Origin of the sequence: Neorhizobium sp. S3-V5DH, assembly GCF_004343065.1 — a bacterium.
GTDB classification, from domain to species: domain Bacteria; phylum Pseudomonadota; class Alphaproteobacteria; order Rhizobiales; family Rhizobiaceae; genus Neorhizobium; species Neorhizobium huautlense.
In genome coordinates, this window is sequence record NZ_SMCL01000008.1 from 100715 (window position 1) to 125367 (window position 24653).

At 58.8% G+C, this 24653-nt stretch carries 24 protein-coding genes; 8 read left to right on the forward strand and 16 right to left on the reverse strand.

Annotated elements, in window-relative coordinates:
- Nucleotides 1–393 precede the first annotated feature (393 nt).
- Nucleotides 394–2277, forward strand: a complete 1884-nt coding sequence (locus EDE09_RS13990) for an MFS transporter (RefSeq protein ID WP_105372176.1) — start codon at nucleotides 394–396, stop codon at nucleotides 2275–2277.
- Between the two features lie 67 nt (nucleotides 2278–2344).
- On the opposite strand, the gene lpxE is transcribed toward EDE09_RS13990, so the two are convergent.
- The 5 genes from lpxE to EDE09_RS14015 all read right to left on the reverse strand — a co-directional run bounded on the left by lpxE (nucleotide 2345) and on the right by EDE09_RS14015 (nucleotide 5867).
- Nucleotides 2345–3151, reverse strand: coding sequence for a lipid A 1-phosphatase LpxE (lpxE, locus tag EDE09_RS13995; RefSeq protein ID WP_105372175.1), 807 nt, complete (start codon nucleotides 3149–3151; stop codon nucleotides 2345–2347).
- 130 nt (nucleotides 3152–3281) lie between these two features.
- The gene (gene leuB, locus EDE09_RS14000) at nucleotides 3282–4391 is read right to left on the reverse strand and encodes a 3-isopropylmalate dehydrogenase (protein WP_105372174.1); all 1110 of its coding nucleotides are present in this window, start codon (nucleotides 4389–4391) and stop codon (nucleotides 3282–3284) included.
- 102 nt (nucleotides 4392–4493) lie between these two features.
- Nucleotides 4494–4883 (reverse strand): RidA family protein, encoded by a 390-nt coding sequence (locus tag EDE09_RS14005; protein ID WP_105372173.1) that lies wholly within the window; start codon nucleotides 4881–4883, stop codon nucleotides 4494–4496.
- Between the two features lie 12 nt (nucleotides 4884–4895).
- Nucleotides 4896–5501: a 3-isopropylmalate dehydratase small subunit gene (leuD, locus tag EDE09_RS14010; RefSeq protein WP_105372269.1), complete on the reverse strand. Its 606-nt coding sequence runs from the start codon at nucleotides 5499–5501 to the stop codon at nucleotides 4896–4898.
- 138 nt (nucleotides 5502–5639) lie between these two features.
- Nucleotides 5640–5867 carry a hypothetical protein gene (locus EDE09_RS14015; protein ID WP_105372172.1) on the reverse strand — a complete coding sequence of 76 codons (228 nt, stop codon included), beginning with the start codon at nucleotides 5865–5867 and terminating at the stop codon, nucleotides 5640–5642.
- Nucleotides 5868–5975: 108 nt separating this feature from the next.
- Here EDE09_RS14015 and EDE09_RS14020 point away from each other — a divergent pair, with 108 nt between their 5' ends.
- On the forward strand, nucleotides 5976–6878 hold the full coding sequence (locus tag EDE09_RS14020; RefSeq protein WP_105372171.1) for a CoA ester lyase: 903 nt from the start codon (nucleotides 5976–5978) through the stop codon (nucleotides 6876–6878).
- Nucleotides 6875–7081, forward strand: coding sequence for a DUF1737 domain-containing protein (locus EDE09_RS14025; RefSeq protein ID WP_105372170.1), 207 nt, complete (start codon nucleotides 6875–6877; stop codon nucleotides 7079–7081). The genes EDE09_RS14020 and EDE09_RS14025 overlap by 4 nt, the downstream gene beginning before the upstream one ends.
- A gap of 12 nt (nucleotides 7082–7093) precedes the next feature.
- Here the strand turns inward: EDE09_RS14025 and EDE09_RS14030 are convergent, their stop codons facing one another.
- Nucleotides 7094–7531, reverse strand: a complete 438-nt coding sequence (locus EDE09_RS14030; protein ID WP_105372169.1) for a metallopeptidase family protein — start codon at nucleotides 7529–7531, stop codon at nucleotides 7094–7096.
- Between the two features lie 172 nt (nucleotides 7532–7703).
- Here EDE09_RS14030 and EDE09_RS28650 point away from each other — a divergent pair, with 172 nt between their 5' ends.
- From EDE09_RS28650 to bfr, 5 genes are all read left to right on the forward strand, one after another.
- Nucleotides 7704–8642 (forward strand): hypothetical protein, encoded by a 939-nt coding sequence (locus EDE09_RS28650; protein WP_245422851.1) that lies wholly within the window; start codon nucleotides 7704–7706, stop codon nucleotides 8640–8642.
- Complete coding sequence (locus EDE09_RS14035; protein WP_245422849.1) at nucleotides 8539–10104, forward strand: DNA polymerase Y family protein; 1566 nt, start codon at nucleotides 8539–8541, stop codon at nucleotides 10102–10104. The genes EDE09_RS28650 and EDE09_RS14035 overlap by 104 nt, the downstream gene beginning before the upstream one ends.
- Nucleotides 10101–13538, forward strand: a complete 3438-nt coding sequence (locus EDE09_RS14040; RefSeq protein ID WP_132411080.1) for an error-prone DNA polymerase — start codon at nucleotides 10101–10103, stop codon at nucleotides 13536–13538. The genes EDE09_RS14035 and EDE09_RS14040 overlap by 4 nt, the downstream gene beginning before the upstream one ends.
- Before the next feature lie 150 nt (nucleotides 13539–13688).
- Entirely contained in the window at nucleotides 13689–14000 is a 312-nt protein-coding gene (locus EDE09_RS14045) for a (2Fe-2S)-binding protein (RefSeq protein WP_132411082.1), read from the forward strand.
- Entirely contained in the window at nucleotides 13966–14451 is a 486-nt protein-coding gene (gene bfr / locus EDE09_RS14050) for a bacterioferritin (protein WP_105372165.1), read from the forward strand. The genes EDE09_RS14045 and bfr overlap by 35 nt, the downstream gene beginning before the upstream one ends.
- Before the next feature lie 221 nt (nucleotides 14452–14672).
- On the opposite strand, the gene EDE09_RS14055 is transcribed toward bfr, so the two are convergent.
- The 10 genes from EDE09_RS14055 to obgE all read right to left on the reverse strand — a co-directional run bounded on the left by EDE09_RS14055 (nucleotide 14673) and on the right by obgE (nucleotide 24648).
- Entirely contained in the window at nucleotides 14673–15209 is a 537-nt protein-coding gene (locus tag EDE09_RS14055) for an RNA pyrophosphohydrolase (protein WP_132411212.1), read from the reverse strand.
- Between the two features lie 16 nt (nucleotides 15210–15225).
- Nucleotides 15226–16419 (reverse strand): divergent polysaccharide deacetylase family protein, encoded by a 1194-nt coding sequence (locus EDE09_RS14060; protein ID WP_132411084.1) that lies wholly within the window; start codon nucleotides 16417–16419, stop codon nucleotides 15226–15228.
- Between the two features lie 85 nt (nucleotides 16420–16504).
- On the reverse strand, nucleotides 16505–17836 hold the full coding sequence (locus EDE09_RS14065) for a S41 family peptidase (protein WP_105372162.1): 1332 nt from the start codon (nucleotides 17834–17836) through the stop codon (nucleotides 16505–16507).
- Nucleotides 17826–19208, reverse strand: coding sequence for a murein hydrolase activator EnvC (locus tag EDE09_RS14070; RefSeq protein ID WP_132411214.1), 1383 nt, complete (start codon nucleotides 19206–19208; stop codon nucleotides 17826–17828). The genes EDE09_RS14065 and EDE09_RS14070 overlap by 11 nt, the downstream gene beginning before the upstream one ends.
- A 122-nt stretch (nucleotides 19209–19330) precedes the next feature.
- On the reverse strand, nucleotides 19331–19813 hold the full coding sequence (gene rlmH / locus EDE09_RS14075; RefSeq protein WP_132411086.1) for a 23S rRNA (pseudouridine(1915)-N(3))-methyltransferase RlmH: 483 nt from the start codon (nucleotides 19811–19813) through the stop codon (nucleotides 19331–19333).
- A 107-nt stretch (nucleotides 19814–19920) separates the two neighbouring features.
- Nucleotides 19921–20394: a ribosome silencing factor gene (gene rsfS, locus EDE09_RS14080; RefSeq protein WP_112737256.1), complete on the reverse strand. Its 474-nt coding sequence runs from the start codon at nucleotides 20392–20394 to the stop codon at nucleotides 19921–19923.
- Between the two features lie 110 nt (nucleotides 20395–20504).
- Nucleotides 20505–21164 (reverse strand): nicotinate-nucleotide adenylyltransferase, encoded by a 660-nt coding sequence (locus EDE09_RS14085; protein WP_207914843.1) that lies wholly within the window; start codon nucleotides 21162–21164, stop codon nucleotides 20505–20507.
- Complete coding sequence (locus EDE09_RS14090) at nucleotides 21139–22422, reverse strand: glutamate-5-semialdehyde dehydrogenase (RefSeq protein ID WP_132411088.1); 1284 nt, start codon at nucleotides 22420–22422, stop codon at nucleotides 21139–21141. Before EDE09_RS14090 ends, EDE09_RS14085 begins: the two co-directional genes overlap by 26 nt.
- Nucleotides 22415–23590, reverse strand: a complete 1176-nt coding sequence (gene proB / locus EDE09_RS14095) for a glutamate 5-kinase (protein WP_132411090.1) — start codon at nucleotides 23588–23590, stop codon at nucleotides 22415–22417. The genes EDE09_RS14090 and proB overlap by 8 nt, the downstream gene beginning before the upstream one ends.
- On the reverse strand, nucleotides 23587–24648 hold the full coding sequence (obgE, locus tag EDE09_RS14100) for a GTPase ObgE (protein WP_132411092.1): 1062 nt from the start codon (nucleotides 24646–24648) through the stop codon (nucleotides 23587–23589). The genes proB and obgE overlap by 4 nt, the downstream gene beginning before the upstream one ends.
- Nucleotides 24649–24653: the final 5 nt, after the last annotated feature.

Sequence of the window (24653 nt, forward strand, 5' to 3'; positions counted from 1 at the left end):
CAGAGACGTCAGACGGTTTTCGTCGTCGTTTTGGCCATGGTTTTGAAGAAAGCGGAAAAACATCCGCGCTGCCCGAGCTGAGCAGCCGGCAGTGCGAAGGCAGCGATGTCGAATTCGCAAGCACGCATAGATGTGTCTTTCCGTTCGCGAAGGTGTTTAGAAGATTTTCGCCATGAGTCAAGCGAGGCCTGCATTGTCGGCGCAGCTACGACACTGCACCGCACCATTTCAGTTCGAGGAAATCGCGGTATTAGACGAAAGTCATAATCCCAAAGCATCTCTCTTCCTTTGGCCAGAATTCTGCCAATCTGCGACAATGCGTCGCCTTATTCATGTCCAGGAGGGAAAAGGACACGGAGCCGGCACGCGAGTTTATTCTTTGGGAGGACGACAATGGCTAATGTCGCAACGACCGCCGAGGTAAGAACCGGCGGTATGACGCGAGAGGAGAAGAAGGTTATCTTCGCCTCGTCGCTCGGCACTGTTTTCGAATGGTATGACTTCTATCTTTACGGCTCATTGGCAACCTTCATCGGCGCTGCCTTCTTCAGCCAGTATCCGGAAACGACCCGGAACATCTTTGCTCTATTGGCCTTTGCAGCGGGCTTCCTGGTCCGTCCTTTCGGGGCGCTTGTGTTCGGCCGTCTCGGCGACCTCGTCGGACGCAAATACACCTTCCTCGTCACCATTCTGATCATGGGTCTTTCGACCTTCCTGGTCGGCATTTTGCCGGGCGCAGCCTCCATCGGGATCGCGGCCCCCATTCTTCTGATTGCCCTGCGCATGCTACAGGGTCTGGCGCTCGGCGGCGAATATGGCGGTGCTGCGACTTATGTCGCCGAACATGCGCCGCATGGCCGACGCGGCTTCTTCACGTCCTGGATTCAAACCACGGCGACGCTTGGCCTGTTCCTGTCGCTGCTCGTCATCCTCGGCATCCAGCTGCTCGTGGGAAAAGAAGCGTTTGCAGCCTGGGGCTGGCGCGTTCCGTTCCTTCTCTCGGTCATCCTGCTCGGCGTTTCGGTCTGGATCCGCCTGAAGATGAACGAATCGCCTGCCTTCAAGAAAATGAAGGAAGAGGGCAAGGGATCGAAAGCGCCGCTCACCGAGGCATTCGGCCAGTGGCGGAATGCGAAGATCGCACTTCTCGCCCTGTTCGGCGCCGTGGTCGGCCAGGCCGTCGTCTGGTATTCCGGCCAGTTCTACGCGCTGTTCTTCCTTCAGAATATTCTCAAGGTTGATGCGCAGTCCGCAAACCTGATGGTTGCCGCGTCGCTTCTTCTGGGCACCGGCTTCTTCGTCTTCTTCGGCTGGCTTTCCGATAAGATCGGACGCAAGCCAATCATCATGGCGGGCCTACTTCTGGCCATGGTGACCTATTTCCCGCTGTTCAAGGCTATGACCTGGGCCGGCAATCCGGCTCTGGCGCAGGCTCAGGAAACCGTGCGGGCGACAGTGACGGCAGCTCCGGGCGACTGCAAATTCCAGTTCAACCCGACCGGCACTGCTAAATTCACCACCTCTTGCGATATTGCGACGGCTTACCTGACGCGCAATTCGGTGCCTTACGATGTCGTTGCAGGGCCGGCTGGACAACCTGCTACGGTCAAGATCGGCGATTCGACGATCACCAGCTATGACGCCATCGCCGCCGGTGCCGATGCAAAGGCCAAGGATGGAGCATTCCAGAAGCAGGTGAACATTGCCCTGCAGACGAGCGGTTATCCGCTGGCACGCGCTGCCTCCAAGGTGCCGGATGCAAAACTTGATGCCTTCGTTGCAGCCAATCCGGAACTGAAGCTTGATGCTGCCGCCATTCGCGCCGGCAACAAGGCCTCGGTTTCCGGCCCGGATCTCGTCTCGCAGAAGCTGCTGACGGCACAAGAAGCCACGGGCGTGACGGAGATGGCAGTTTATACCGTCCCGAACTCCGGCGCCTTCTCGATGGTAGCAGATCCGCAGGCGGTCAACTGGGTGACGATCATCGCCATCCTCACGGTGCTGGTAATCTACGTTACCATGGTCTACGGCCCGATCGCGGCACTGCTGGTCGAACTCTTCCCGACCCGCATCCGCTATACCGGCATGTCGCTGCCCTATCATATCGGCAACGGCTGGTTCGGCGGTCTTCTGCCGGCAACGGCATTCGCTATGAGTGCCGCCAAGGGCGATATCTATTACGGCCTCTGGTATCCGATTGTATTTGCGGGCATCACGCTGGTGATCGGCTTGCTCTTCCTGCCGGAAACCAAGGACCGGGATATCCACGCCGAATAGTCCTTCACAGCAAGGAACCGATAAGGAGAAGGCCCGGTGCAGGAAATTGCGCCGGGCCTTCTTTCATTCAAGCCTTTTCCTCACGCTTTGGCGGCATTCCGCGCGGCGGGAAAGACGCATTTGAGCGGTCAGGGCGCATGATCAAGGGTATCGGTCGGCGTAAAACCGGCCACCCGCCCGGCTCCTGCCTGAACAGCAAACCATAACGCGAGAACACGATTGCCATGAGAATCGAGAACCAGGCGCCAAAGGAAAGGCCGGCGATGACGTCGCTTGGATAGTGGGCGGCGACGATGACGCGCGAGAAACCGACCCAAAGGCTCATGACCAGAAAAAGAAGCCTGTAGGGTGGGGCAAGGATGGCCATGGCCATCAGAAATGCCCCTACAGTCGTCGCATGGCCGGAGGGAAAGCTCTCGAAGCGGGAGCCGGAAAAGGGATTGAACCCGTATGAACTCCACTCTTCGTAAAGAACGGGGCGTGCGCGCCCAATGACGCGCTTCAAGAGGTTGACCGCCAGGCCTGAGCCGGCAACGCAGATAAAGAGGTAGATGGCCATATGGCTGACGAGCATTGCCTGGAAACGTGTCTTCAGCGTCGGTGCAAGCCGGATGACCGCCAGCGCCTCAAAGAAAATGACAGCGCTTCCAAACAGGATCCAGCCGGATTTGCCGAGGTCGGTAATGGTTTCCCCAAAAGGCTTCAGAAGGTTGCGGGTATGGGCCGCATAGGAACCGACAGGAGCGTCCAGCAGGAAAAAGGCGATCAGGATCAGGTTGACCGTAACCAGCGCGTAGGACCACCACCGGGGCGAGGAAGACCCTGAACGGTAGCGATAGCGGCGGTGTTTCAGTTTTTCGATTGTCCGTTTCATCAGCCTTTATCCGTGGCGCGGGAGCGATCCCCGTGCTCTCTCCCATAGATTTCTCGATATGGGTAGCCAGACGCTGAAAACAAAACGGCGAAAGGGTCTTTCCGCTCTTTGCGGAAAGACCGGTAGGGCATCAGGCGGAGAGGCTGACGAACTCCTTGAGGATCGCGTCGCCCATTTCGGACGTGCCCACTTTGCGGCAGCCCTCGGCCATGATGTCGCCGGTACGGATGCCCTGATCCAGCACGTTGGCGATCGCCTTTTCCAGATTTTCCGCTTCCTTGATCATGTTGAAGGAATAACGCAGGCACATGGCAAAGGAGGCGATCATAGCAATCGGGTTGGCAATGCCCTGGCCGGCGATGTCGGGGGCCGAGCCGTGGACAGGTTCATAAAGCGCCTTGCGCTTGCCCGTCTTGGCGTCGGGCGCGCCGAGCGAAGCGGACGGCAGCATGCCGAGCGAGCCGGTCAGCATTGCCGCGACGTCGGAAAGCATGTCGCCGAACAGATTGTCCGTAACGATGACGTCAAACTGCTTCGGTTGGCGCACCAGCTGCATGCCGCCGGCATCGGCCAGCATGTGTTCGAGTTTTACGTCCGAATAGGAGCGCTTGTGGGTTTCGGTGACCACTTGGTTCCAGAGCACGCCGGACTTCATGACGTTGCGCTTTTCCATGGAGCAGACGGCATTGCCGCGGGTACGGGCCAGCTCGAAGGCAACGCCGGCAATCCGCTCAATCTCGTAGGTATCGTAAACCTGCGTGTCGATGCCGCGCTTCTGTCCATTGCCGAGATCGATGATTTCCTTCGGTTCGCCGAAATAGACGCCGCCAGTCAGTTCGCGAACGATCAGAATGTCGAGACCTTCGACCAGTTCCGGCTTCAGAGACGAAGCGGATGCGAGAGCCGGATAGCAGATGGCAGGTCTCAGATTGGCGAAGAGCTCCAAGTCCTTGCGCAGACGCAGCAGGCCGGCTTCCGGGCGGACCTCGTAAGGAACATGATCCCATTTCGGCCCGCCGACGGCGCCAAAGAGCACCGCATCCGCCTTCATGGCCTTGGCCATGTCTTCCTCGGAAATAGCGACACCGTGAGCATCATAGGCTGAGCCCCCGACCAAGCCTTCGTCGAGCACGAAATCGGCCTGCATGGCGCTGTTCATATGAGCGATGATCTTGCGGACTTCGCCCATGGCCTCAGGGCCGATACCGTCGCCGGGAAGGAGGAAGAGGTTCTTTGCCATATCTTGTGGTGTCCTTGGTTTTTTCAGGCTCAGGTCCTCCCGCGCGGATCTCGCGCCTGGCGAAACCTCGTCCGAGCCTGTCGAGGACGAGGCTGGAAAAGTTCAGGAACTACCGGCGCCAATGCGGGCGGTGACTTCGATTTCGATTTTCATTTCAGGCGTGGTGAGGCCGCAGACGACCATGGTCGCGGCGGGACGGACTTCAGAAAAGGTTGCACCGAGCACATCAACGACGGCGTCATAGTCGACCATATCGACCAAGTAATAACGCACACGCACGATATCTTGCAGACCGCTTCCGGCCTCCTTCAGTGCTTTTTCGATGGTGCCGAGCGCGTTGCGCGTCTGGGCGGCGACATCGTCCGGCATTTCCATCTTCGCATAATCGTAGCCCGTCGTGCCGGAGACGTAGACCATGTCCCGGTCCACGACTGCGCGTGAATAACCGATCCGCGCTTCAAAAGGCGATCCGGAGGAAATCCGCTTGACCATGAGAGCGTCCGATCAGAGCCAGGGGCGCTCGGTGCGGTTCTTGGTCTCGAAGCTCCTGATTGCGGCATCACTCTTCATGGTCGAGGCGATGTCGTCGAGGCCTTCGAGCATGATGTGGCGACGGCCGGGATCGATGTCGAAATGGATCGAGCCGCCGTCCGGACCGGTGATTTCCTGAGCTTCTAGGTCTACCGTGAGAACCGCGTTCGAGCCGCGTTCGGCATCGTCCATCAACTTTTCCAAGTCTTCCGGGCTGACGACGATCGGCAGAATGCCGTTCTTGAAGCAGTTATTATAGAAGATGTCCGCGAAGCTGGTTGAGATGACGCAGCGAATGCCGAAATCGAGCAGCGCCCAGGGAGCATGCTCACGGGAAGAGCCGCAGCCGAAATTGTCGCCGGCCACCAGAATCTTGGCATTTCTGTATGCGGGCTTATTCAGCACGAAACCCGGGTTTTCAGCGCCGTCTTCGGTGTAACGGGCTTCCGCAAAGAGGCCTTTGCCGAGGCCGGTGCGCTTGATCGTCTTGAGGTAGTCCTTCGGAATGATCATGTCCGTATCGATATTCACGACCGGAAGCGGCGCTGCGACGCCGGTGAGTTTGGTGAATTTTTCCACGATCTGCCTCCACATGGACTAATCTGCGGAAGCTGCCATAAAGCAAATCGACAAGGATTTGAAGGGCTGTTTGCCTGGAACCGGTACGCCGATGTGCTGGTTTTCAGCGCCTTTTAGCCTTTAAAGGGCGTTTCCGGTTTACAGGTCTATGATCGTTCCGCGTCCGTCGTTCCAGACATGCATCTCGCGCTTGTCCGTCTTCGCCCGCACCGGAACCGGCTTCAGCCGCGCTGAAACTGCTCGTCCGATGGAAAGAACTGCAAGAATACCGGCAAAGGCGACAGTGAGTGACGCCGTCAGAAGCGCTGCCATGGCGAACAAGGCAATCGCCGATACGATGACGAAGAAAACGCGAATATTATGCATGATCCAAACCTTTCTCGTTGAAGAATGTGGGCTCTCGCGCCCTTTCTTGCAAGGGGTTTTGCGCATTGCGGTATTGCCGGGACTTCAAAAGATTGACAGAAAGCCGTGATGACTTCCTTGACCGACATCAATTTCGCTCCCTTCCGGTTTCGCCGTTCGGTTTTGAGCGTGCCGGCCAGCAATCAGAGGGCTCTGGAAAAGATCCGGACCCTCGACTGCGACGCCGTGATCTTCGACCTCGAAGATTCCGTCGCGCCGGAGAAGAAAGCCGAGGCGCGTGAGAATCTGCGCCGGTTGTTCAAGGACAATCCGCTGCAAGGAGTGGAACGGGTCGTCCGCATCAATGCGCTCGACACCCAATTCGGCAAGGCAGACATGGATCTTGCGGTGGAAATCTCTCCGGACGTGGTGCTGGTTCCCAAGGTTGAGCAGGTGGCCCAGATACAGTCCGTGGCGGATATTCTCTCGGAAGCCGGCGCTCCGGACGATCTTGCCATATGGGCGATGATCGAAACGCCGAAAGGCGTCTTGAACGCGTCAGCGATCGGAGCTGCCGATGAACGGCTCCAATGTTTCGTCGTCGGTCTCAACGACCTGCGTAAGGAGACCGGCGTGCTGTCGCAGCCGGGTCGCGGCTATCTTGTGCCCTGGCTGATGCAGATCGTGCTGGCCGGCAGAGCCCATGGGATCGACATCATAGACAGCGTCTTCAACGATTTCCGGGACACGGAGGCTCTCGAGGCAGAATGCAGGCAAGGCCGCGTCATGGGCTTTTCCGGGAAAATGCTGATCCATCCCGCCCAGATCGAGCCCGCCAACCGGCATTTCGGACCGGATCCGGAAGCGGTGAAAGATGCTGAAACGATCATCGCCGCCTTTGCGAAGCCGGAAGCGCGACATCTCAATGTCATCAATCTCAACGGCCAGATGGTGGAACGCCTTCACCTTGTGGAGGCCGAGAAACTTGTTGCCAAGGCGAAATTCCTAACCGAACGAAAGAACGCTCCATGAAACTCTACCGTTTTCTCACCGGCCCCGACGACGCTTCCTTCTGCCATAAGGTGACGGCTGCGCTGAACAAGGGGTGGGAGCTTCATGGTTCGCCGAGCTATGCCTTCAACGCCACGACCGGCGAAATGCAGTGTGGGCAGGCGGTCACGAAGACCGTGGAGGGCAAGGACTATCATCCGGACATGAAGCTCGGCGAGCAGTAGGCGTCAAGCCGATCAGCGCTGTGCGGCAGCATCGGCGCTGGCTTCGATGCGCTCCATATCGTCGTCGCTCAAGCCGAAATGGTGACCAATCTCGTGGATCAGCACATGGGTGATGATATCGCCCAGGGTTTCCTCGTTTTCGGCCCAATAATCGAGGATCGGGCGTCGGTAGAGCCGGATACGGTTCGGCAGTTCGCCAGTTTCCATGTTGAAGCGTTCGGAAATGCCGCGGCCCTCGAACAGGCCAAGGAGATCGAAGGGAGTCTCGAGCGCCATGTCCTCGAAAACCTCGTCATCGGGAAATTCTTCGATCTCGATGATGAGATTGGTCGTGAGCGCCCGGAATTCCTCCGGCAGATGGCCATAAGCATCGATTGCCAGCGACTCGAATGTGCTGATCGTCGGCGCATGGCGATCCTGCCAATCGTCGGTCTGGTCAATGCGGGCCATGGGCTCTCCTTCTGATCAGGCCCATATAGTGCCTCCGGCAATATTTTTCGAGAGAAGAATCATTGACCTATCGGAAGAGGAAAAGATTCCCGCGTCTCTTCTGTTGACTCTTCTTCCGACCTCTGGAATCCATAAGAACATAAAGTGAACATATATGGATGGAGCTGACGCCATGGCCGAGAACGCCACGGCGCAGGAAAGACTTTTTGCCCTGCGCGCACAGATCGCCCGACTGGAGGGAAAATCCCTGCCAGCACTTGCCGCGGCAGAGCAGGCGCAGGCTGCCGAAAGGCCGGAATGCGGCAAAACCAGGATAAAACAGCCTCGTCTTCCCTTCGGCATAGACCCGTTGGATGTCGCCTTGGAGGGCGGCTTGCCGCTTGATGGAATTACGGAAATCCGCACGCGATCGATGGGAGATGCAGGCGCAGCAAGCGGTTTCACCTTCGCACTCGCATCTCATCTTAAGAGAAGGAAAGCCGATGGTGCGCCTGTTCTGTGGATCGGTGATGTCGTTTCCAGGCAGGAGGCGGGTGCTCCTTATGCGCCAGGCCTCGGGCAATTCGGGCTGAAACCTCAGGAGGTTCTTTATGCAGTGCCGCGAAAGCTGGATGAGGCGCTATGGCTTGCGGAAACTGCACTGGCAAGCAGGGCGCTTTCCGCCACCATTCTCGAGATCCGCGGCAATCTCAAGAATTTCGGCCTTACCGAGAGCCGCAGGCTGAACCTTCGGACAAAGGCGGCGGGGCGCCCCCTTTTTCTGCTGCGGCATGCAGGCGAAGAAGAGGCGAGCAGCGCTTCCTTCCGCTTCCTTGCCGAACCGGCGCCGGCCACCGGCCGGCGTCTTCCTGATGGATCCGTGCTTGGCGGCAGCATCGGCTATCCCGTTTTCCGACTCATTTTGGAGAAGAGCCGTAATCCGGCTCCGCTCTCCTTCCTTTTGGAGTGGAACCCCCATGACCGTCAATTTTCCCTCAATTCCAAGGCAGGAGAGGTTTTCTCTTTCCATGCCCCGCCAGCGCATTCTGGCGCTGGTCTTCCCGCATCTGCCGACAGACAGGATCGCGCGCCGACTCTGGGGCATATCGTGGCGCTCGAAAGGGCGTCCTGAGCATCCGCCGATCCTCTGCGTCGGGCGGCGTGACAATGCCATGCGGCTCACGGCGCTTGACGAGGTTTCGGAACGCTTCGGCCTGAGGCGAGGGCAGGGGCTGACAGAAGCACGCGCCATGTTTCCGGCAATCCATGTCATGGACGAGGACGAAGCAGCGGATCGGGCGCTCATCGAAGCCATCGCCGACTGGTGCGATCGCTATACCCCTCTGGTGGCTTTGGACGGATTGGATGGGCTTTTCCTCGATATCACCGGCTGTGCCCATCTCTTCGGGGGAGAAGAAATGCTTCTCAAGGATATTCTAGGTCGGCTTTTCCAGATGGGCTTCGACGTCAACGGCGCGATCTCCTCGTCGCCCGGCCTCTCCTGGGCCGCTTCCCGTTTCGGCCTAGGCGGCGTAATCTCCCACGATGGCATTGAAGAAGCGTTGGCGCCGCTGCCGGTCAACGCCTTGCGTCTCGACGCGATGGCGATCTCGTCGCTCCACAAGCTGGGACTGAAGCGGATTGGCGACCTTCTGTCCATGCCGCGCGCGCCGTTAGCGCGCCGTTTCGGAACGAGCCTGCTCCAGCGGCTGGATCAGGCACTGGGGCTGCATGAAGAAGCCATTTCCCCCCGCCGGCCGGTTGCCGCCTTGTCTGTCGAGCGAAAGCTTGCCGATCCGATCCAGGCGGAAGAGCATATCCTGCAATTGACAGGGCAGGTCGCGTCTTCGCTGAAACCGGAGCTGGAAGCCCGTGGCGTCGGCGGCCGCATCTTCGAGCTGGTGCTGTTCCGGGTGGACGGCTGCGTCTTTCGTATTTCGGTGAGAGCTTCCCGGCCGCTACGCGATCCAAAGCGGATTTCCTCGCTGTTTTCCGAGCGCTTGGCGACCGTACACGACGATCTTGATGCCGGATTCGGATTCGAGCTTCTCCGTCTCAACGTGGTCGAGCACGAGGTTTTCAAACCCTCTCAGGATGACTTCACCGGCGACGGCCAAAGTGATGCCTCGTTTGCAGATTTCGTGGACAAGGTTTCGGCCCGGCTCGGCGCGAACTGTCTGCAGATTGCGGAATTGCGGCAAAGCCATCTGCCGGAGCGGGCAGAGAGTTTCCTATCTGCGATGGCGGCGAGGGCCGTGGGTAAAAATGTCGAAGAGGCTTTTGCCTTCATGCCGAAAGCCGACCGGCCTCTGCGACTCTTCCGGTATCCGGAACCTATCGAGGCTTTTGCCGCCACGGTTCCCGACGGCCCTCCGCAGCGTTTTCGCTGGCGGCGGATCGTTCATCGGGTCGTGCGCGCCGAGGGCCCGGAACGGATTTCTCCAGAATGGTGGCTCGACGGAAAGGATGCTGAGGAGCGCGATTATTTTCGCCTTGAAAGCGAAACGGGCCGCCGCTTCTGGGTTTTCCGTGAGGGTCACTACAAAACGGGAGATGCAGCTCCCGTCTGGCGTGTCCAGGGGATTTTCGCATGAAGGATATCCCGGCTTTCTTCGAGATCGGCGCAAAGACCAATTTCTCCTTCCTGGAAGGAGCGGCGCGGCCGGAGGAGATGGTGCTGGCCGCAAGTCTGCTTGGACTTTCCGGTCTCGGTATTGCCGATCGGAATTCCGTAGCGGGCGTGGTTCGGGCGCATAACCAGGTCAGAGAAATGCGGGAGACTTGCAAGCGCCAGCAGGAGCGGGGCAGGAAGGAAGGCGAGAACGAGGCTATCGAACCTTGCGCGTTTTATCCCGGCGCGCGGCTCGTTTTTTCTGACGATACACCGGATGTGCTCGCCTATCCCCGCAACCGGAAGGGCTGGGCCAATCTTTGCCGGCTTCTTAGCCGGGGAAACCTCCGGACCGAAAAGGGCTCCTGCATTCTGGAAGAGTGGGACTTTCTGGAATGGTGCGACGAAATGATGCTTGCCATCATTCCGGATTTTTCCTCCGCAGAAGATCCTCGATATCTCGCTGATCTCAGCGATCGTCTGAAGAGCTATCGCGAACGATTCCGCAAGGACATCTATCTCGCTCTTTCGCCGACCTATGACGGGCGGGACGGATTTATTTTTGCAACTTTTGCACAAATCGCCTCCCGCAATCGCGTGCCATTGATCGCGACCAACTTGCCGCTTTTCAATCTGCCCTATCGCCGGTCGCTATCGGATGTAATGACCGCCATCCGGGAGCATGTGACAATTCAGCAGGCGGGTTTCCGACTGGCTCCGAATGGGGAGCGGCATATCAAGCATGCGGCTGAAATGGCGCGACTTTTCCATACCTATCCGGATGCAATTGCCAATACGGAGCGCTTCTTCAGTCGGCTGAAGTTCTCTCTGGATGAACTCAGTCATAATTACCCGGATGAGAGCGTTTCAGGCGAAACGGTATCTGAAACCCTGGAACGGCTTACCTGGGAAGGAGCCCAACGCCGCTATCCTGACGGCATTCGGGAGGAGGTTTCCAATCAGATCAGGTACGAGCTCGATCTTATCAAGGAGATGGCATACGAGCCTTACTTCCTGACGGTGCGCCACATTGTTTGGCATGCCCGGCATGTCTTGAAAATTCTCTGCCAAGGGCGCGGTTCGGCCGCCAATTCCACCGTCTGTTTTTGTCTTGGCATTACCGAAGTCGATCCAACATTTACGACGCTGCTATTCGCGAGGTTCATCTCGACTGAGCGTAACGAGCCGCCGGACATTGACGTCGACTTCGAACATGCGCGCCGTGAAGAAGTCATCCAATATATTTATGAGCACTACGGTTATCGCCATGCAGGATTGACCGCGGCGGTCACCAGCTATCGAACCCGGATGGCTGGCCGCGAGGTGGCCAAGGCCTTCGGGCTTTCGGAGGATGTGCAAGCTGCACTTTCGAGCACGGTCTGGGGCTGGTCCGAGGAGGGGCTTTCGGAGCGGGAAGCAAAGGTCGCCGGTCTCGATGTGTCGGACCCGACGACCAAGAAGGTTATTACTCATGCAAGAGAACTCATGGGCTTCCCGCGCCATCTCACCCAGCATGTCGGCGGTTTCCTGATCACGCGCGACCGGCTCGACGAGGTCGTGCCGATCATGAAAACCGCCATGCCCGGGCGGTATATGATCGAATGGGACAAGGACGACCTCGATACGCTCAAACTCCTGAAGATCGACGTGCTTGCGCTCGGCATGCTGACCTGCCTGAAGAAGGCATTCGAGCTCATGCGTCTGCGCTACGATGTAAACGAAACCCTGGCCGACCTTTTGCAGAAGGATAGGGATAGCAATGTCTACGACATGATCTGCCGGGCCGATACGATCGGAGTCTTCCAGATCGAAAGCCGGGCGCAGATGAGCATGCTGCCCCGACTTCGGCCGAGAATATTCTATGATCTCGTCGTCGAAGTGGCGATCGTGCGGCCGGGTCCCATTCAAGGAAACATGGTCCACCCGTATCTGAAGCGGCGGGAAGCCGTAAGGAACAAGCAGCCTATCGAATATCCCAGTGGTGAATTGGAGAAGGTATTGGAGAGAACGCTTGGCGTCCCGCTATTTCAGGAACAGGCGATGCAGATCGCCATCACGGGTGCCGGCTTCTCTCCTGAAAAGGCCGACAAACTCCGCCGTTCCATGGCGACATTCAAGCGATCAGGGCGAGTGGAGGAATTCAAGCGCGATTTTATCGATGGAATGCTGGAAAACAGCTATTCTAGGGAATTCGCGGAAAGCTGTTTCAGCCAGATCGAGGGTTTTGCGGAATACGGCTTTCCCGAAAGCCATGCGGCGTCTTTCGCCTTGCTCGTTTATGCGTCTTCCTGGATCAAAGCCTATTATCCGGATGTCTTTTGCGCAGCGCTTTTGAATTCACAGCCCATGGGTTTTTATGCGCCGTCGCAGCTTATCCGGGATGCTCGGGAGCATGGGGTCGAAATTCTTCCGGTCGACGTCAATCATTCGGATTGGGACTGCACCTTGGAGGAAAGCCGTTTTGACAAAAATACCATCGATGGCCGCCATGCTTCAATGAAGGAGGTGATCAGGACAAAATATGCCGTTCGGCTGGGATTCAGACAGGTCAAAGGCCTTGCTGAAAAGGGCTTGAGGAAAACCCTGCTCGCCAATCGGGGTAGGGGATATATATCGGTGCACGATCTGTGGCTGCGCTCCGGCCTCGACAAATCGGATATCGAACGGCTTGCGGATGCCGATGCTTTCACCTCCATGGGGCTTTCCCGTCGGGAAGCCCTCTGGGCCGTTCGAGGTCTCGATGGGAAAAAAACCGCTGAGGATTTGCCCTTGTTCGATGTAGCGGACGGCTTAGATCTTCGGCCGGAGACGAAGGTATCGCTTCCCGCCATGCTGCCAGGCGAAGAGGTGATCGAGGATTACCGATACCTCTCCTTATCGCTCAAGGCCCATCCGGTCTCGTTCCTGCGGGAGGAGTTCAGGTCTATGGGGGTCACCCGCAGCGTTGATCTGTTGAATGTCCCGAATGGACGGAAGGTCACGATCGGCGGACTTGTGTTGGTGCGGCAGCGGCCGGGATCTGCCGGAGGCGTGATCTTCATGACGCTGGAGGATGAGACCGGGGTTGCCAATGCCATCGTCTGGCCCAAGACGTTCGATCGCTATCGGCCAATTGTAATGGGTGCGCGGCTTGTGAAGATTCAAGGGAGACTGCAAAGCCAGAGCGGCGTCATCCACACGGTGGTGGAGCATATCGAGGATCTCACGTCCATGCTCGGCCTTCTCCAGAAGGAGACGCGACGTTTTGGCGTGTCCGCACGCGCCGATGAAGCGCTGCAATCGGGCGGTGATCACCGGGGCAAGCGGCGCTCTAACGGAATGGACGACCGTTCTTCCAAAACAGCGGGGAGGGACACTCTTCAGTCTTACGTCCCCGAACCGGGGCGGGTAATGCCGAAGGGGCGGAATTTTCATTGATGTGATCGACATCAATGATCGCGCGTCCTTACCTGGTACATAATCCCCCAGTTCCTCCAGAAAGGACGAACTTTAGATTTTTCTTGACATCTGCCAACCGCTTTCGCAAAAGAGGATGTTAGTGCTCATGTTTCGCAGGTCGACGCGAGAATGCTAGTTTGCAGTTGCAATTACATCACCGACAAGGAAATCCGCGACACTATCATTGAGCTGCTCAATGAAGATTGTTGGCAGCTTATCGTTCCGGCCAAGGTCTATCATGCCATGAGCAAACGTGGCCGTTGCTGTGGCTGCTTCCCCAGCGTCGTTGATCTTATCATCCGCACAACCGAGGAATATCACGCTCGTCGCGACTCGACGGAAGCCGAGGTCGTCGTATATATGTCCCGCTTGAGACAATTCCACGAAGAAACCAGGAGAGCGGACATTGAAAGGCGACTTAAAGGTCATCGAGCGGCTTAACGAGGCACTGTTTCTCGAGCTCGGCGCTGTCAATCAATATTGGCTGCATTACCGCCTTCTAGAGGACTGGGGTTACACCAAGCTTGCCAAGAAGGAGCGTGCTGAATCCATCGAAGAGATGCAGCATGCGGACAAGCTGGTTGCGCGGATCATTTTTCTCGAAGGACACCCCAATCTTCAGACTGTGGCGCCATTGCGCATCGGCCAGAACGTCAAGGAAGTGCTCGAAGCCGACCTTGCCGGTGAATACGATGCCCGCACGGCCTACAAAGCTTCCCGCGATATCTGTCACGCGGCAGGCGACTACGTCTCCATGAAGCTTTTCGAGGAACTCCTGGCTGACGAGGAAGGTCATATCGACTTTCTAGAAACGCAACTGGAGCTCCTGTCAAAGATCGGCGAGGAACGGTACGGTCTTCTCAACGCGGATTCCGCCGATTCCGCCGAATAAATATCGGCGCCATCGGATATCGAAGCCCGGCGAGCACCGCTCCGCCGGGCATTTCTTTGATCAATAGGACGGCCTTGTTCTCTTCCAGAATAGAAACGCTCGGATCCCGCGGGTCCCTTAAAGCGTGCCGCGATCCTTCGGATTCGCTTGCTGCGCTTTAAATCCTTGTTCTATCGCATGCCGTTATCGCAGAACCGCTGCACGCTTTTGCGCGAAATGCTTCAAGCTGCTGTTCTTGCAAGATGAGCAAATTCAGCCACGACCTGTTCGTAGACATTGCGTTTGAAGGGCACGATCAATTCCGGGAGGTCGACCATCGGCTTCCATTCCCAGGCGTCAAACTCAGGCGCATGGCCCCCCGGCGGTGGATTGATGGCAATTTCGCTTTCGTCCCCGTCGAAGCGAAAGGCGAACCAGCGCTGCGTCTGGCCGCGATATTTGCCTTTCAACCCGATGCCGATGAGATGTGGTGGCAGGTCATAATTGATCCAGTCGCTGGACTGCGCCAGCAAAGTGACCGAGCGAATCCCTGTCTCCTCGTAAAGCTCGCGATAGGCAGCGGGGAGTGGATTCTCGCCCTTGTCGATCCCGCCTTGCGGCATCTGCCACAGCTGCGGCGACCCGTCGAACTCGCTATTGCCTTCGCTGATCCGGCGGCCCGCCCAAACCAAACCATCGCGGTTCAGAACCATGATTCCGACGCATGGCCGGTAAGGAAGGTCCTCGGCGCGGATCGCGCGTTTGTCCTTGCTGCTCATTTGCGGCTCAACTCCATCAGGGTGCAACACTTTCGCTCGCCAGCGTCGAGACGCCGACGACCTCAATCCCGCGTTGCGACGCCTCTTCACTCCACTTCCTTATGGCGTCGATGCTTTCATCGAAAGCTGACGCAATGCCGACCGCCTTGCCATTACGCGCAGCGATCCGCTCCAATTCATCCAGCTTCTTGAGGATCGCATCGGACTGCAACTGCCCATCGAGAGTGAGATCACCAAAAGCGTGCGGCAAATCGATCGCCTTGGCGATGACTGCGGTCTTCGACTGACCGGATGTGCCGTCATCGACGAACAGCAGGCCGCGTTTTGAAATGTCACGCAGAACGGGTTCCAAGGCATCGGTGTCTGCGAGATAACGGCCTCCAAGATAGTTCATGATGCCTGTATAATTGGTAATCTTGCCCATCGCCTCGTGCAATCGCTCAAGATTCTGTTTGGCCGAGGTTTTGGTCAACAAGGTGCCTGGGCCGGGATCGTTTGTCGGATAGTCGAACGGCTCGAAGGGCACCTGGATCAGGATTTCGTGGCCACTCCGGCGAGCCTCCTGCATCCAGCGCTGCAAGCTGTTGCCGCTGGCGGCGAAAGCAAAGGTCACTCCCGCTGGCAATTGCTGGATCGCCCGCTGCGTCCCGGTCTGGCTGAGACCGAGGCCGCCGACGACGATTGCGATCCGCGTCCCTCGTGCGCCCGACCAGGGCCGTGCATATTGGTCCATCGGCCGCAAGCCGTCCGGACCAACGACAGGCAGACGGCCGTGCGGCGATTCCTCAAGCAGCATCTCATTGGGCTGGGCGGCCACGCGCGGATCCTGGCCGATGCGCTGCGCATCGAGCAGCACCGGGCCGCCGCCATCTCGCGGGCGGGGCGTGTATTTCGTGACGACCGATCCGTCGTCGGTCAATGTCCGCTCAATATTGGCGCCGGAATTCGGATTCGAGCGTGGCATGGCGGAGGACGGCAAAGCGGCAGGTCCTTCGGCATCGGCGGAAGGTGACGGGGCTGCCGGCGGCTTTGAGGGTGTGGTCGTGGCGACCTGCTTCAGCGCCGCGTCGCCACGCATACCATAGATCGAGAGGCCGAGCACACACGACACGGCCAGGAAAGCAAATACGGAGACTGCGGAAAACCGCCTCGCCCGCGGCTTTGCGGCCGGCCGGTTCTGCCCGAGCGGAGCGTGAAGATCGGTGCCCAATTTCAGTCCCGCATCATAGCTCTGGGTAAGCGAGACCGGCCAGAATTGCCTCTCTTCGACGCAGCACCGGCCGGTTTCGATATTGTCACTTCTTTACGTTTGCGGCGGCCTTGTCCGGGCTCGGCGGGAATGATGCATCCGTCTTTGTCCCATGAAGCAGGTCCATGGCGTAGTTCAGCTGGATATCATCCTTGGCTTCCGGCGGCACGTAGGCAACCGAGCCGGAACCTTCCTCGGTTTCGGCAGCCCCCTGGATATGTCCACGCAGGCTCGACTCGCCTTCCGCGCGCACCTTGCCCTGGAGCTCCGCCGGCAGCGGCTGCTCGACCTTGATGTCCGGAGCGATGCCGGTACCCTGGATCGACTTGCCGGACGGCGTGTAATAAAGGGCCGTGGTCAGCCGCAGCGCACCTGCGTCGCCAAGGGGTATGATGGTCTGCACCGAACCCTTGCCGAAGGAGCGGGTGCCGAGCACCGTCGCACGCTTCAGATCCTGCAAGGCGCCGGCGACGATTTCCGAGGCGGATGCCGAGCCGCCGTTAACGAGAACGATTACCGGCTTGCCGTCCGTCAGGTCTCCCGGACCTGCATTGAAGCGGCGGGTCTCGTCGGCGTTGCGGCCGCGGGTCGACACCACCTCCCCACGCTCCAGGAAGGCATCCGATACGTTGATCGCCTGATCGAGAAGGCCGCCCGGGTTGAGGCGCAAATCGAGAACATAACCTTTAAGCTTGTCGGCCGGCACATCCGCCTTGATCTTCTTGATCGCCTTCTCGAGGTCGTCATAGGTCTTCTCGGTGAACGAGATGACCCTGAGATAGCCCACGTCGCCGCCTTCAACCCGAGACTTGACAGCGCGCACGGCAATGATGTCGCGGACGACCGTGATGTCGAGCGGTTTATCGGCACCCTGTCGGATGACAGTGAGCTTGATCGGAGTATTGACCGCGCCACGCATCTTCTCGACGGCTTCTTCGAGCTTGAGGCCGCGCACCGGCTGGCCATCGATCTCGGAAATGAAGTCGCCTGACAGAATGCCGGCACGTGAAGCCGGAGTATCGTCAATCGGAGCGATAACCTTGACGAGCTCGTTTTCCATGGTGACCTCGATGCCGAGGCCGCCAAACTCGCCACGCGTCTGCGTGCGCATGTCCTCGGCGTCCCTGGCGTTCATGAAGCTCGAATGGGGGTCGAGCGAGGTCAGCATGCCGTTGATGGCGTTTTCGACCAGTTTCTCCTCGTCCGGCGGCGTAACGTACTGGGCACGAACGCGCTCAAAAACATCGCCAAAAATCGACAATTCCCGGTAGGTCGAAGGGCCGGCAGCTTGCGCCGGCACCCCGGCCGAATAAATCACGCTCATCGCGGTCGCACCCATGAGTGCACCGACGATGACAAGAGAAGCCCTACGAATCATTTCGTGCCCTTCCAGTTTCTTTCGCGGTCCACCACGGTCTGGAATCGACCGGAGTGCCGTCCTTTCGGAATTCAATGTAAAGCGTTGGACGATCTGTTTCCAGCGCCAATGCCGTTGCGCTTGCCACTCTTTTTTCACCCATCACGGCAATGGGCTCGCCTGCGAACACGAATTTGCCCTGCCGTGCATTCACTTCGTCCATGCCGGTCAGAACCAGATGGTATCCATCTCCGGCATTAAGGATGATCGTCTGCCCATAGCTTCGGAAGGCGCCAGCAAAAACCACGAGGCCGTCGGCCGGTGCGGTTACCACTGCATCGGGATTCGAAGCGATAGTCAGGCCTCTTGCCGTATGTCCCGTCCCGTCGGCGTCGCCGAACCAGCGCAGTACATCGCCGGCGACCGGAAGCTCCAGCTTCTGTTTGAGGCTCGAAAACGCGTATGCGGGCGCAATGCGGTTTTTGTCGGGCACGCCGCTTTCGGCCAGCCGTTTTGCCCTTTCGCGCTCGGCCTCCGACAGCATGCGCTGCCGCTCCTCTTCCGCCCGGGCTCTGTCAATCGCATCGCGCACCGAAGCGATCTCGCCCTCGAGCGATTGAATAAGGCCTTCGAGCGAATTGGCGCGACCAGCCAGTTCCTCCGAGCGACGGCGCTCCGCATCGAGATCGGCGGCGTTGCGCTTGTTCAATTTTTCGTTTTCCGCCAACAGAAGGTCCATCCGCCGCTCCTCCTCAAGGCTTTCGGCGATCGTATCGGAAACATTGGTCTTCTCCGAAAGGGTCGCCGCCTGCAAAGAGGCAAGCGATTGAAGGTCGGCAACGAGCTTATCCGCCTCATGGCGCATTCCCGGCACGACCGCACCGAGCAGGATAGCGCTTCGTACCGACGCCAGCGCGTCATCCGGTGTCACCAGAAGTGCCGGAGGCGGGTTGCGCCCCATCCTCTGCAGCGCAGCCAGAACCTCCGCCAGAACGGCGCGGCGGCCGCGCAGAGAGGCACGGATGCGATCTTCCCTGACTTTGAGCTCCGCAATCTTCTTTTCGCTGTTCAGAATCCCGGTTTCCAGGCTCTTGCGCCGTGCGGCGGAATCTATAAGCGCCTGGCGGATGTCGGCGCTGTTCTTTCTGGTTTCCGCGATATTTTTTTCGATCGCTGCGGCCCGTTCGGTCGACAGCTTCATGTTCTTGGCCAGAACCTCAAGTTCACCTCGGGTCTCGTTTCGGCGGCGCTGGAGATCGGCGGTGGGGTCGACGGCAATGGGCTGCGCTTCCGAAGGCGGCGCGGATGCATCAAAATCCTGCGCATGCGCAGGAACGGAAAGAGGATGTGAAAAAGCCAGGGTGATACCGAGGGCGGCCGCAAGAAGCAGCATGTGCCGATTCGATATCATGCTTCCCTTCCTCATCTTCGCTGCGATAGTCCGATCGGGAAAGCGTAAGCTGATTTGCCGGACAGGACCACAAACAACATCGTGTTCGAAGGTAAATGAAACGTTCACACTCGGTGATAAGGATGGCCGGAGAGGATGGTCACGGCTCGATAGAGCTGTTCGGCGATCAAGATTCTAACGAGTTGATGCGGCCAGGTCATCGATCCGAGGTTGAGCACCATGTCTGCGCGTTGGCGCAGATCGGCATCAAGCCCGTCGGCGCCGCCGATTGCAATCATCACGTCGCGCTTGCCGTTATCACGATAGCGGCCGACAAGTTCGGCAAAAGCCTCGCTGTCGAGGGCCTTGCCCCGTTCGTCCAGAAGAAGGAGCACCGCGCCCTCGGGAAGGGCCTTTTCCAGCAGGCTCGCTTCCTCGCGCTTGCGGGTCTCGGCATTTGCGGCGCGGCTTTCCTGGACCTCGACCAGTTTAGACAGTTCCAGCCCTACCGCTGGGCCGGCCTTGGCCAAGCGGTCGAGATACCGGGACGCAAGGTCCTTTTCCGGTCCGGCTTTCAACCGTCCCACGGCAAAAAGGCTTATCCGCATGTCCTGATCCGTTGGTTTTGACGGTCGAAACCACTTTCAGGCGACGAGCATGCGCCCCGCCTTGAATTTCAACCCGACCCTGACGGATTCAAGCCTAACTGAAGCCGTCAGTGCAGCAGTGCACCTTCCTCGATATCCGGAGCGGCCCACATCTTTTCGATGTTGTAGAACTCTCGGATTTCCGGGCGGAACACATGGATGATGATGTCGCCGGTGTCAATCAGCACCCAGTCGCCGGTCTCCAGTCCTTCGACGCGAGCGGTTCCCAGGCCCTCGTCTTTCAAGTCGGAAATCAGGTGATCGGAAATCGCCGTGACATGGCGGGTCGATCGTCCGGAGACGACGACCATGTAGTCTCCGAGCGCTGATTTTCCAGCAATGTTGATGGTGACGATATCTTCAGCTTTGGAGTCCTCGAGGCTTGCGAGGACCAGTTCGAGAGCGCGGGCAGCAGCATCGGCGCCACGTTCCAGGCTCTTCGGGAGGACGGAAGCCGTCTTTCCCTTGGCGTGTACTGTTGTCAGGGTTTGTCCTTTCTTCCGGTAACAGCAACATGCACTTTCAGCGAATCCGAGTCGCACTCGGCCGCAATATAAAAAGTGGCATCGAATGGTTAATCTTTCAAGGGAGATGCTGAAAAGGTGATCATAAGATGTAGAACCATGCCCAATGGCCGCGCATCCTGGCTATTCTAGCTCGCTTTCTGGCCGCTGGTGTCGCGGATCGCAGTGGAACTCAACGCCGAGCGGGGGCCATGGATGAAGGTCCAGGCAGGTGCTTTCCTTTTCCAGAGCGTGCCGGCATCGTCTTCATCGACACGGGCATAGTGGAAGGTACGAGCCATCTTGGACGACAGAAACGACAGGGTGGCGCCGGGCCGGTCGATGACCGCGATCGGGAACGTAGAGGCAATCTCTTGCCATTTCTGCCAGCGATGGAAGGTCTTCAAGCTGTCTGCGCCCATGATCCAGACGAAATGCACATGCGGCCTCCGCGCCTTCACGAATGCCAGGGTATCTGCCGTATAGGCGCCGCCGAGGGTTTTTTCGAACGCAGTCACCTTGATGCGAGGATCATGGATCAGTCTTTCACTCATGGAGAGCCGGTCCGGCAGCGAGGCAAGCTGAGCCCGGCTCTTCAAGGGATTGCCAGGAGTTATCATCCACCAGAGCTGATCGAGGCCAAGACGCCGGAGGGCTATCTCCGCGACCAGCAGATGGCCCTCATGCGGGGGATTGAACGAACCGCCGAACAAGCCCACCACCATGCCACGCTCCACATGCGGCAAGGCAAGATAACGGGAATCGACAGCCGGTTCGGTCACGTCAGGGCCGAATCTGGCCGGTGCCATGCACCCGGTATTTGAAAGAGGTCAGCTGCTCGACGCCGACAGGGCCACGGGCGTGCATTTTGCCAGTCGAAATGCCGATCTCGCCACCCATGCCGAACTCACCGCCGTCGGCAAACTGCGTCGAGGCATTGTGGATGAGGATCGCCGAATCAATCTCGTTGAAGAAGCGTTCGACCACTTCCGGATCCTCAGCGATCACAGCCTCCGTGTGGCTGGATGAATAGGTGTTGATGTGACGAATCGCACCGGCAATTCCATCGACGATGGCGACGGAAATTACCGAGTCGAGATATTCCGTGCGCCAATCTTCTTCCGTCGCGGGCTTCAAACCCGGGAAAACCTTCAGCACTGCTGCGGAAGCGCGAATCTCGCAGCCTGCCGCGGTCAGCTCCTGAAGAATTGGCATCAGATGCGTGCCGATGGCCGCGCTATCGATCAGCAAGGTTTCCGCGGCACCGCAAACCCCGGTACGGCGCATCTTGGCATTGACGACGATTTCCTTGGCCATTTCCACATCTGCGGAGGCGTCCACGTAGATATGGCAGAGACCTTCCAGATGAGCAAAGACCGGCACGCGCGCCTCGTTCTGCACCCGAGCGACGAGGTTTTTTCCTCCACGGGGGACGATGACGTCGATTGCGCCATTGAGGCCGGAAAGCATTGCGCCCACGGCGGCGCGATCCGGGGTGGGCACGATCTGAATTGCATGCTGTGGAAGGCCTGCGGTTTTCAGGCCGGCGACGAGGCATTCATGAATAGCTTGCGATGAGTGGCGGGAATCGGATCCACCCCGAAGGATCACGGCATTACCGGCCTTCAGGCAGAGTGCGCCGGCATCGGCCGTTACATTGGGCCGGCTTTCATAAATGACCCCGATGACTCCGAGCGGAGTACGGACACGCTCGATATGGAGGCCATTCGGCCGATCCCAGGCGGCAATGACTTCGCCGACCGGATCCTTGAATTCTGCAATTTCCCGCAACGCATCGGCCATGCCGTCAACGGCCTTGTCCGTCAAGGTTAGCCGGTCGATGAAGGATGGCAGAAGGCCTTTGCCTTCGACATTCTTCAGGTCGGCGGCATTGGCCGCGAGAATTTTGTCCCTGGCGGCGACGATCGCATCCGCCATAGCGTTCAGAGCTTTGTTCTTTGTCTCGGTCGAAGCCGTTGCGAGTTCGCGTGCGGCGACCTTGGCGTTACGGCCAATCTCGTCCATGACAGCGGCAACACCGTCTGCTGCAATGACCTTCTCAAGCATGGGCGGCGTCCTCCTTGAGGTCTTTTTTTGTTTTCCGTCGGGCGGAGGCGGTCATGACGAGGTCATCGCGGTGAACCATCGCAGCGCGGCCGGCATAACCGAGAATTGCTTCGATCTCTCCGGACTTTCGGCCGATGATCTGGCGCGCCTCCTCGGCATCGTAACTGGCCAGTCCACGCGCGATCTCGCGCCCGTCCATTCCGACGATCGCGACCGTATCGCCGCGGTGGAAATTGCCCTCGATGCGGCGCACCCCGGCAGGCAACAGACTCTTTCCCGTCCCCAGCGCATTTTCAGCGCCTTCATCGACGAAAAGTTCGCCGGCCGGCTGGAGTTGCCCCGCTATCCACGTTTTACGCGCCGTGACCGGTGTGCCGGAAGGCGCGAACCAGGAAGAGCGGGCGCCCTCCTCGACGGCGCGCAAAGGATGGTCTGTTTTGCCGGATGCGATGATCATGGCGCAGCCGGCGCCGGTCGCGATCTTGCCCGCATCGATCTTTGTGCGCATACCGCCGCGGGAAAGCTCGGAAGCCGCGCCGCCTGCCATCGCTTCGATCTCCGGCGTGATTGCCGGAATGATATCCAGGAATCTTGCCTCCGGGTCGAGATGCGGCGGCGCCGTATAGAGCCCGTCGATATCCGAAAGGAGGATGAGAAGATCCGCGCTGGTCATGGTTGCGACGCGTGCGGCGAGACGGTCGTTGTCACCATAGCGGATTTCCGTCGTGGCGACCGTATCGTTTTCGTTGATGATCGGCACCGCACCGATCTTCAGGAGCTGGTTGATTGTTGCGCGGGCATTCAAGTATCGGCGGCGCTCTTCGGTGTCGCCCAGGGTCAGCAGGATCTGGCCTGCTACGATGCCATCCCGAGAAAGGCTTTCGGACCAGGCGCGAGCAAGCGCGATCTGGCCGACTGCCGCCGCTGCCTGGCTTTCCTCCAGCTTCAGCGCTCCTGCCGGCAGGTCGAGCACCGTCCGGCCCATCGCAATCGCGCCGGAGGAGACCACCAGAACGTCGATGCCTTTGCCTTTCAGCGCCGCGATATCCGCGCAGATTGCGTCGAGCCACTGCGCCCGGAGGCCGGTCTTCCGGTCCACCAGAAGAGCCGAGCCGATCTTGATGACAATGCGGCGGTGGCTTGCGAGAGGCCGGCGTGCTGCGGTCATTGACCACCCTCTTCATCGAAATCCTGGATGGGTACGGATCGGTCGGGAAGTGCCGTTTCGTTGCCCTCGCTTGCTTCGACGATCACGTCCCGCAGTGCACGCAGCACTTCGGTCATACCTTGGCCCGTGACAGCGGAGATCAGGAACGGCGTCTGGCCGCACGCCTTTTCCAACTCCTTCGCCTTCTTCTTCAATTCCTTGTCGTCGAGCACGTCGATTTGCGAAAGAGCCACGATGACTGGCTTGTCGATCAGGCCGCCGCCATAGGCTTCGAGTTCGTGTTTCACCGTCTTGTAAGATTTACCGACCTTTTCTTCGACGGCGGAGACCAGATGCAGAAGCACCCGTGTGCGTTCGACGTGGCCGAGGAAGCGGTCGCCGATGCCAACACCCTCATGGGCACCTTCGATCAGGCCTGGAATGTCGGCGAGGATGAATTCCCGGCCGTCGATGGTGGCGACGCCGAGGTTGGGATGCAGCGTCGTAAACGGATAGTTGGCGATCTTCGGGCGAGCCCGGCTCACGGAGGCTAGGAATGTCGACTTTCCGGCGTTAGGCAGCCCGACCAGGCCTGCGTCGGCGATCAGTTTCAGCCGCAGCCAGATGGTCTTTTCCACCCCTTCCAGACCGGGATTGGCCCAGTTCGGCGCTTGGTTCGTCGAGGTTTTGAAATGGGTGTTGCCGAAACCGCCATTGCCGCCCTTGGCGAGCCGGAACCGCTGCCCCTCTTTCGTAAGATCGATAATCAGAGTTTCGTTGTCTTCCTCGAAAATCTGAGTTCCCACCGGGACTTTCAGCGTCACGTCCGCGCCATTGGCGCCGGTGCGGTTGCGCCCCATTCCGTGCGTACCGGTCTGCGCCTTGAAATGCTGCTGGAAACGGAAGTCGATCAGCGTGTTGAGGCCGTTCACGGCCTCCACCCACACATCGCCACCGCGTCCGCCGTCCCCGCCATCCGGTCCGCCGAACTCGATGAATTTTTCCCGCCGGAACGAGACTGCACCCCCGCCGCCGTCGCCGGAGCGTATGTAGACTTTTGCCTCGTCGAGAAATTTCATCTTAC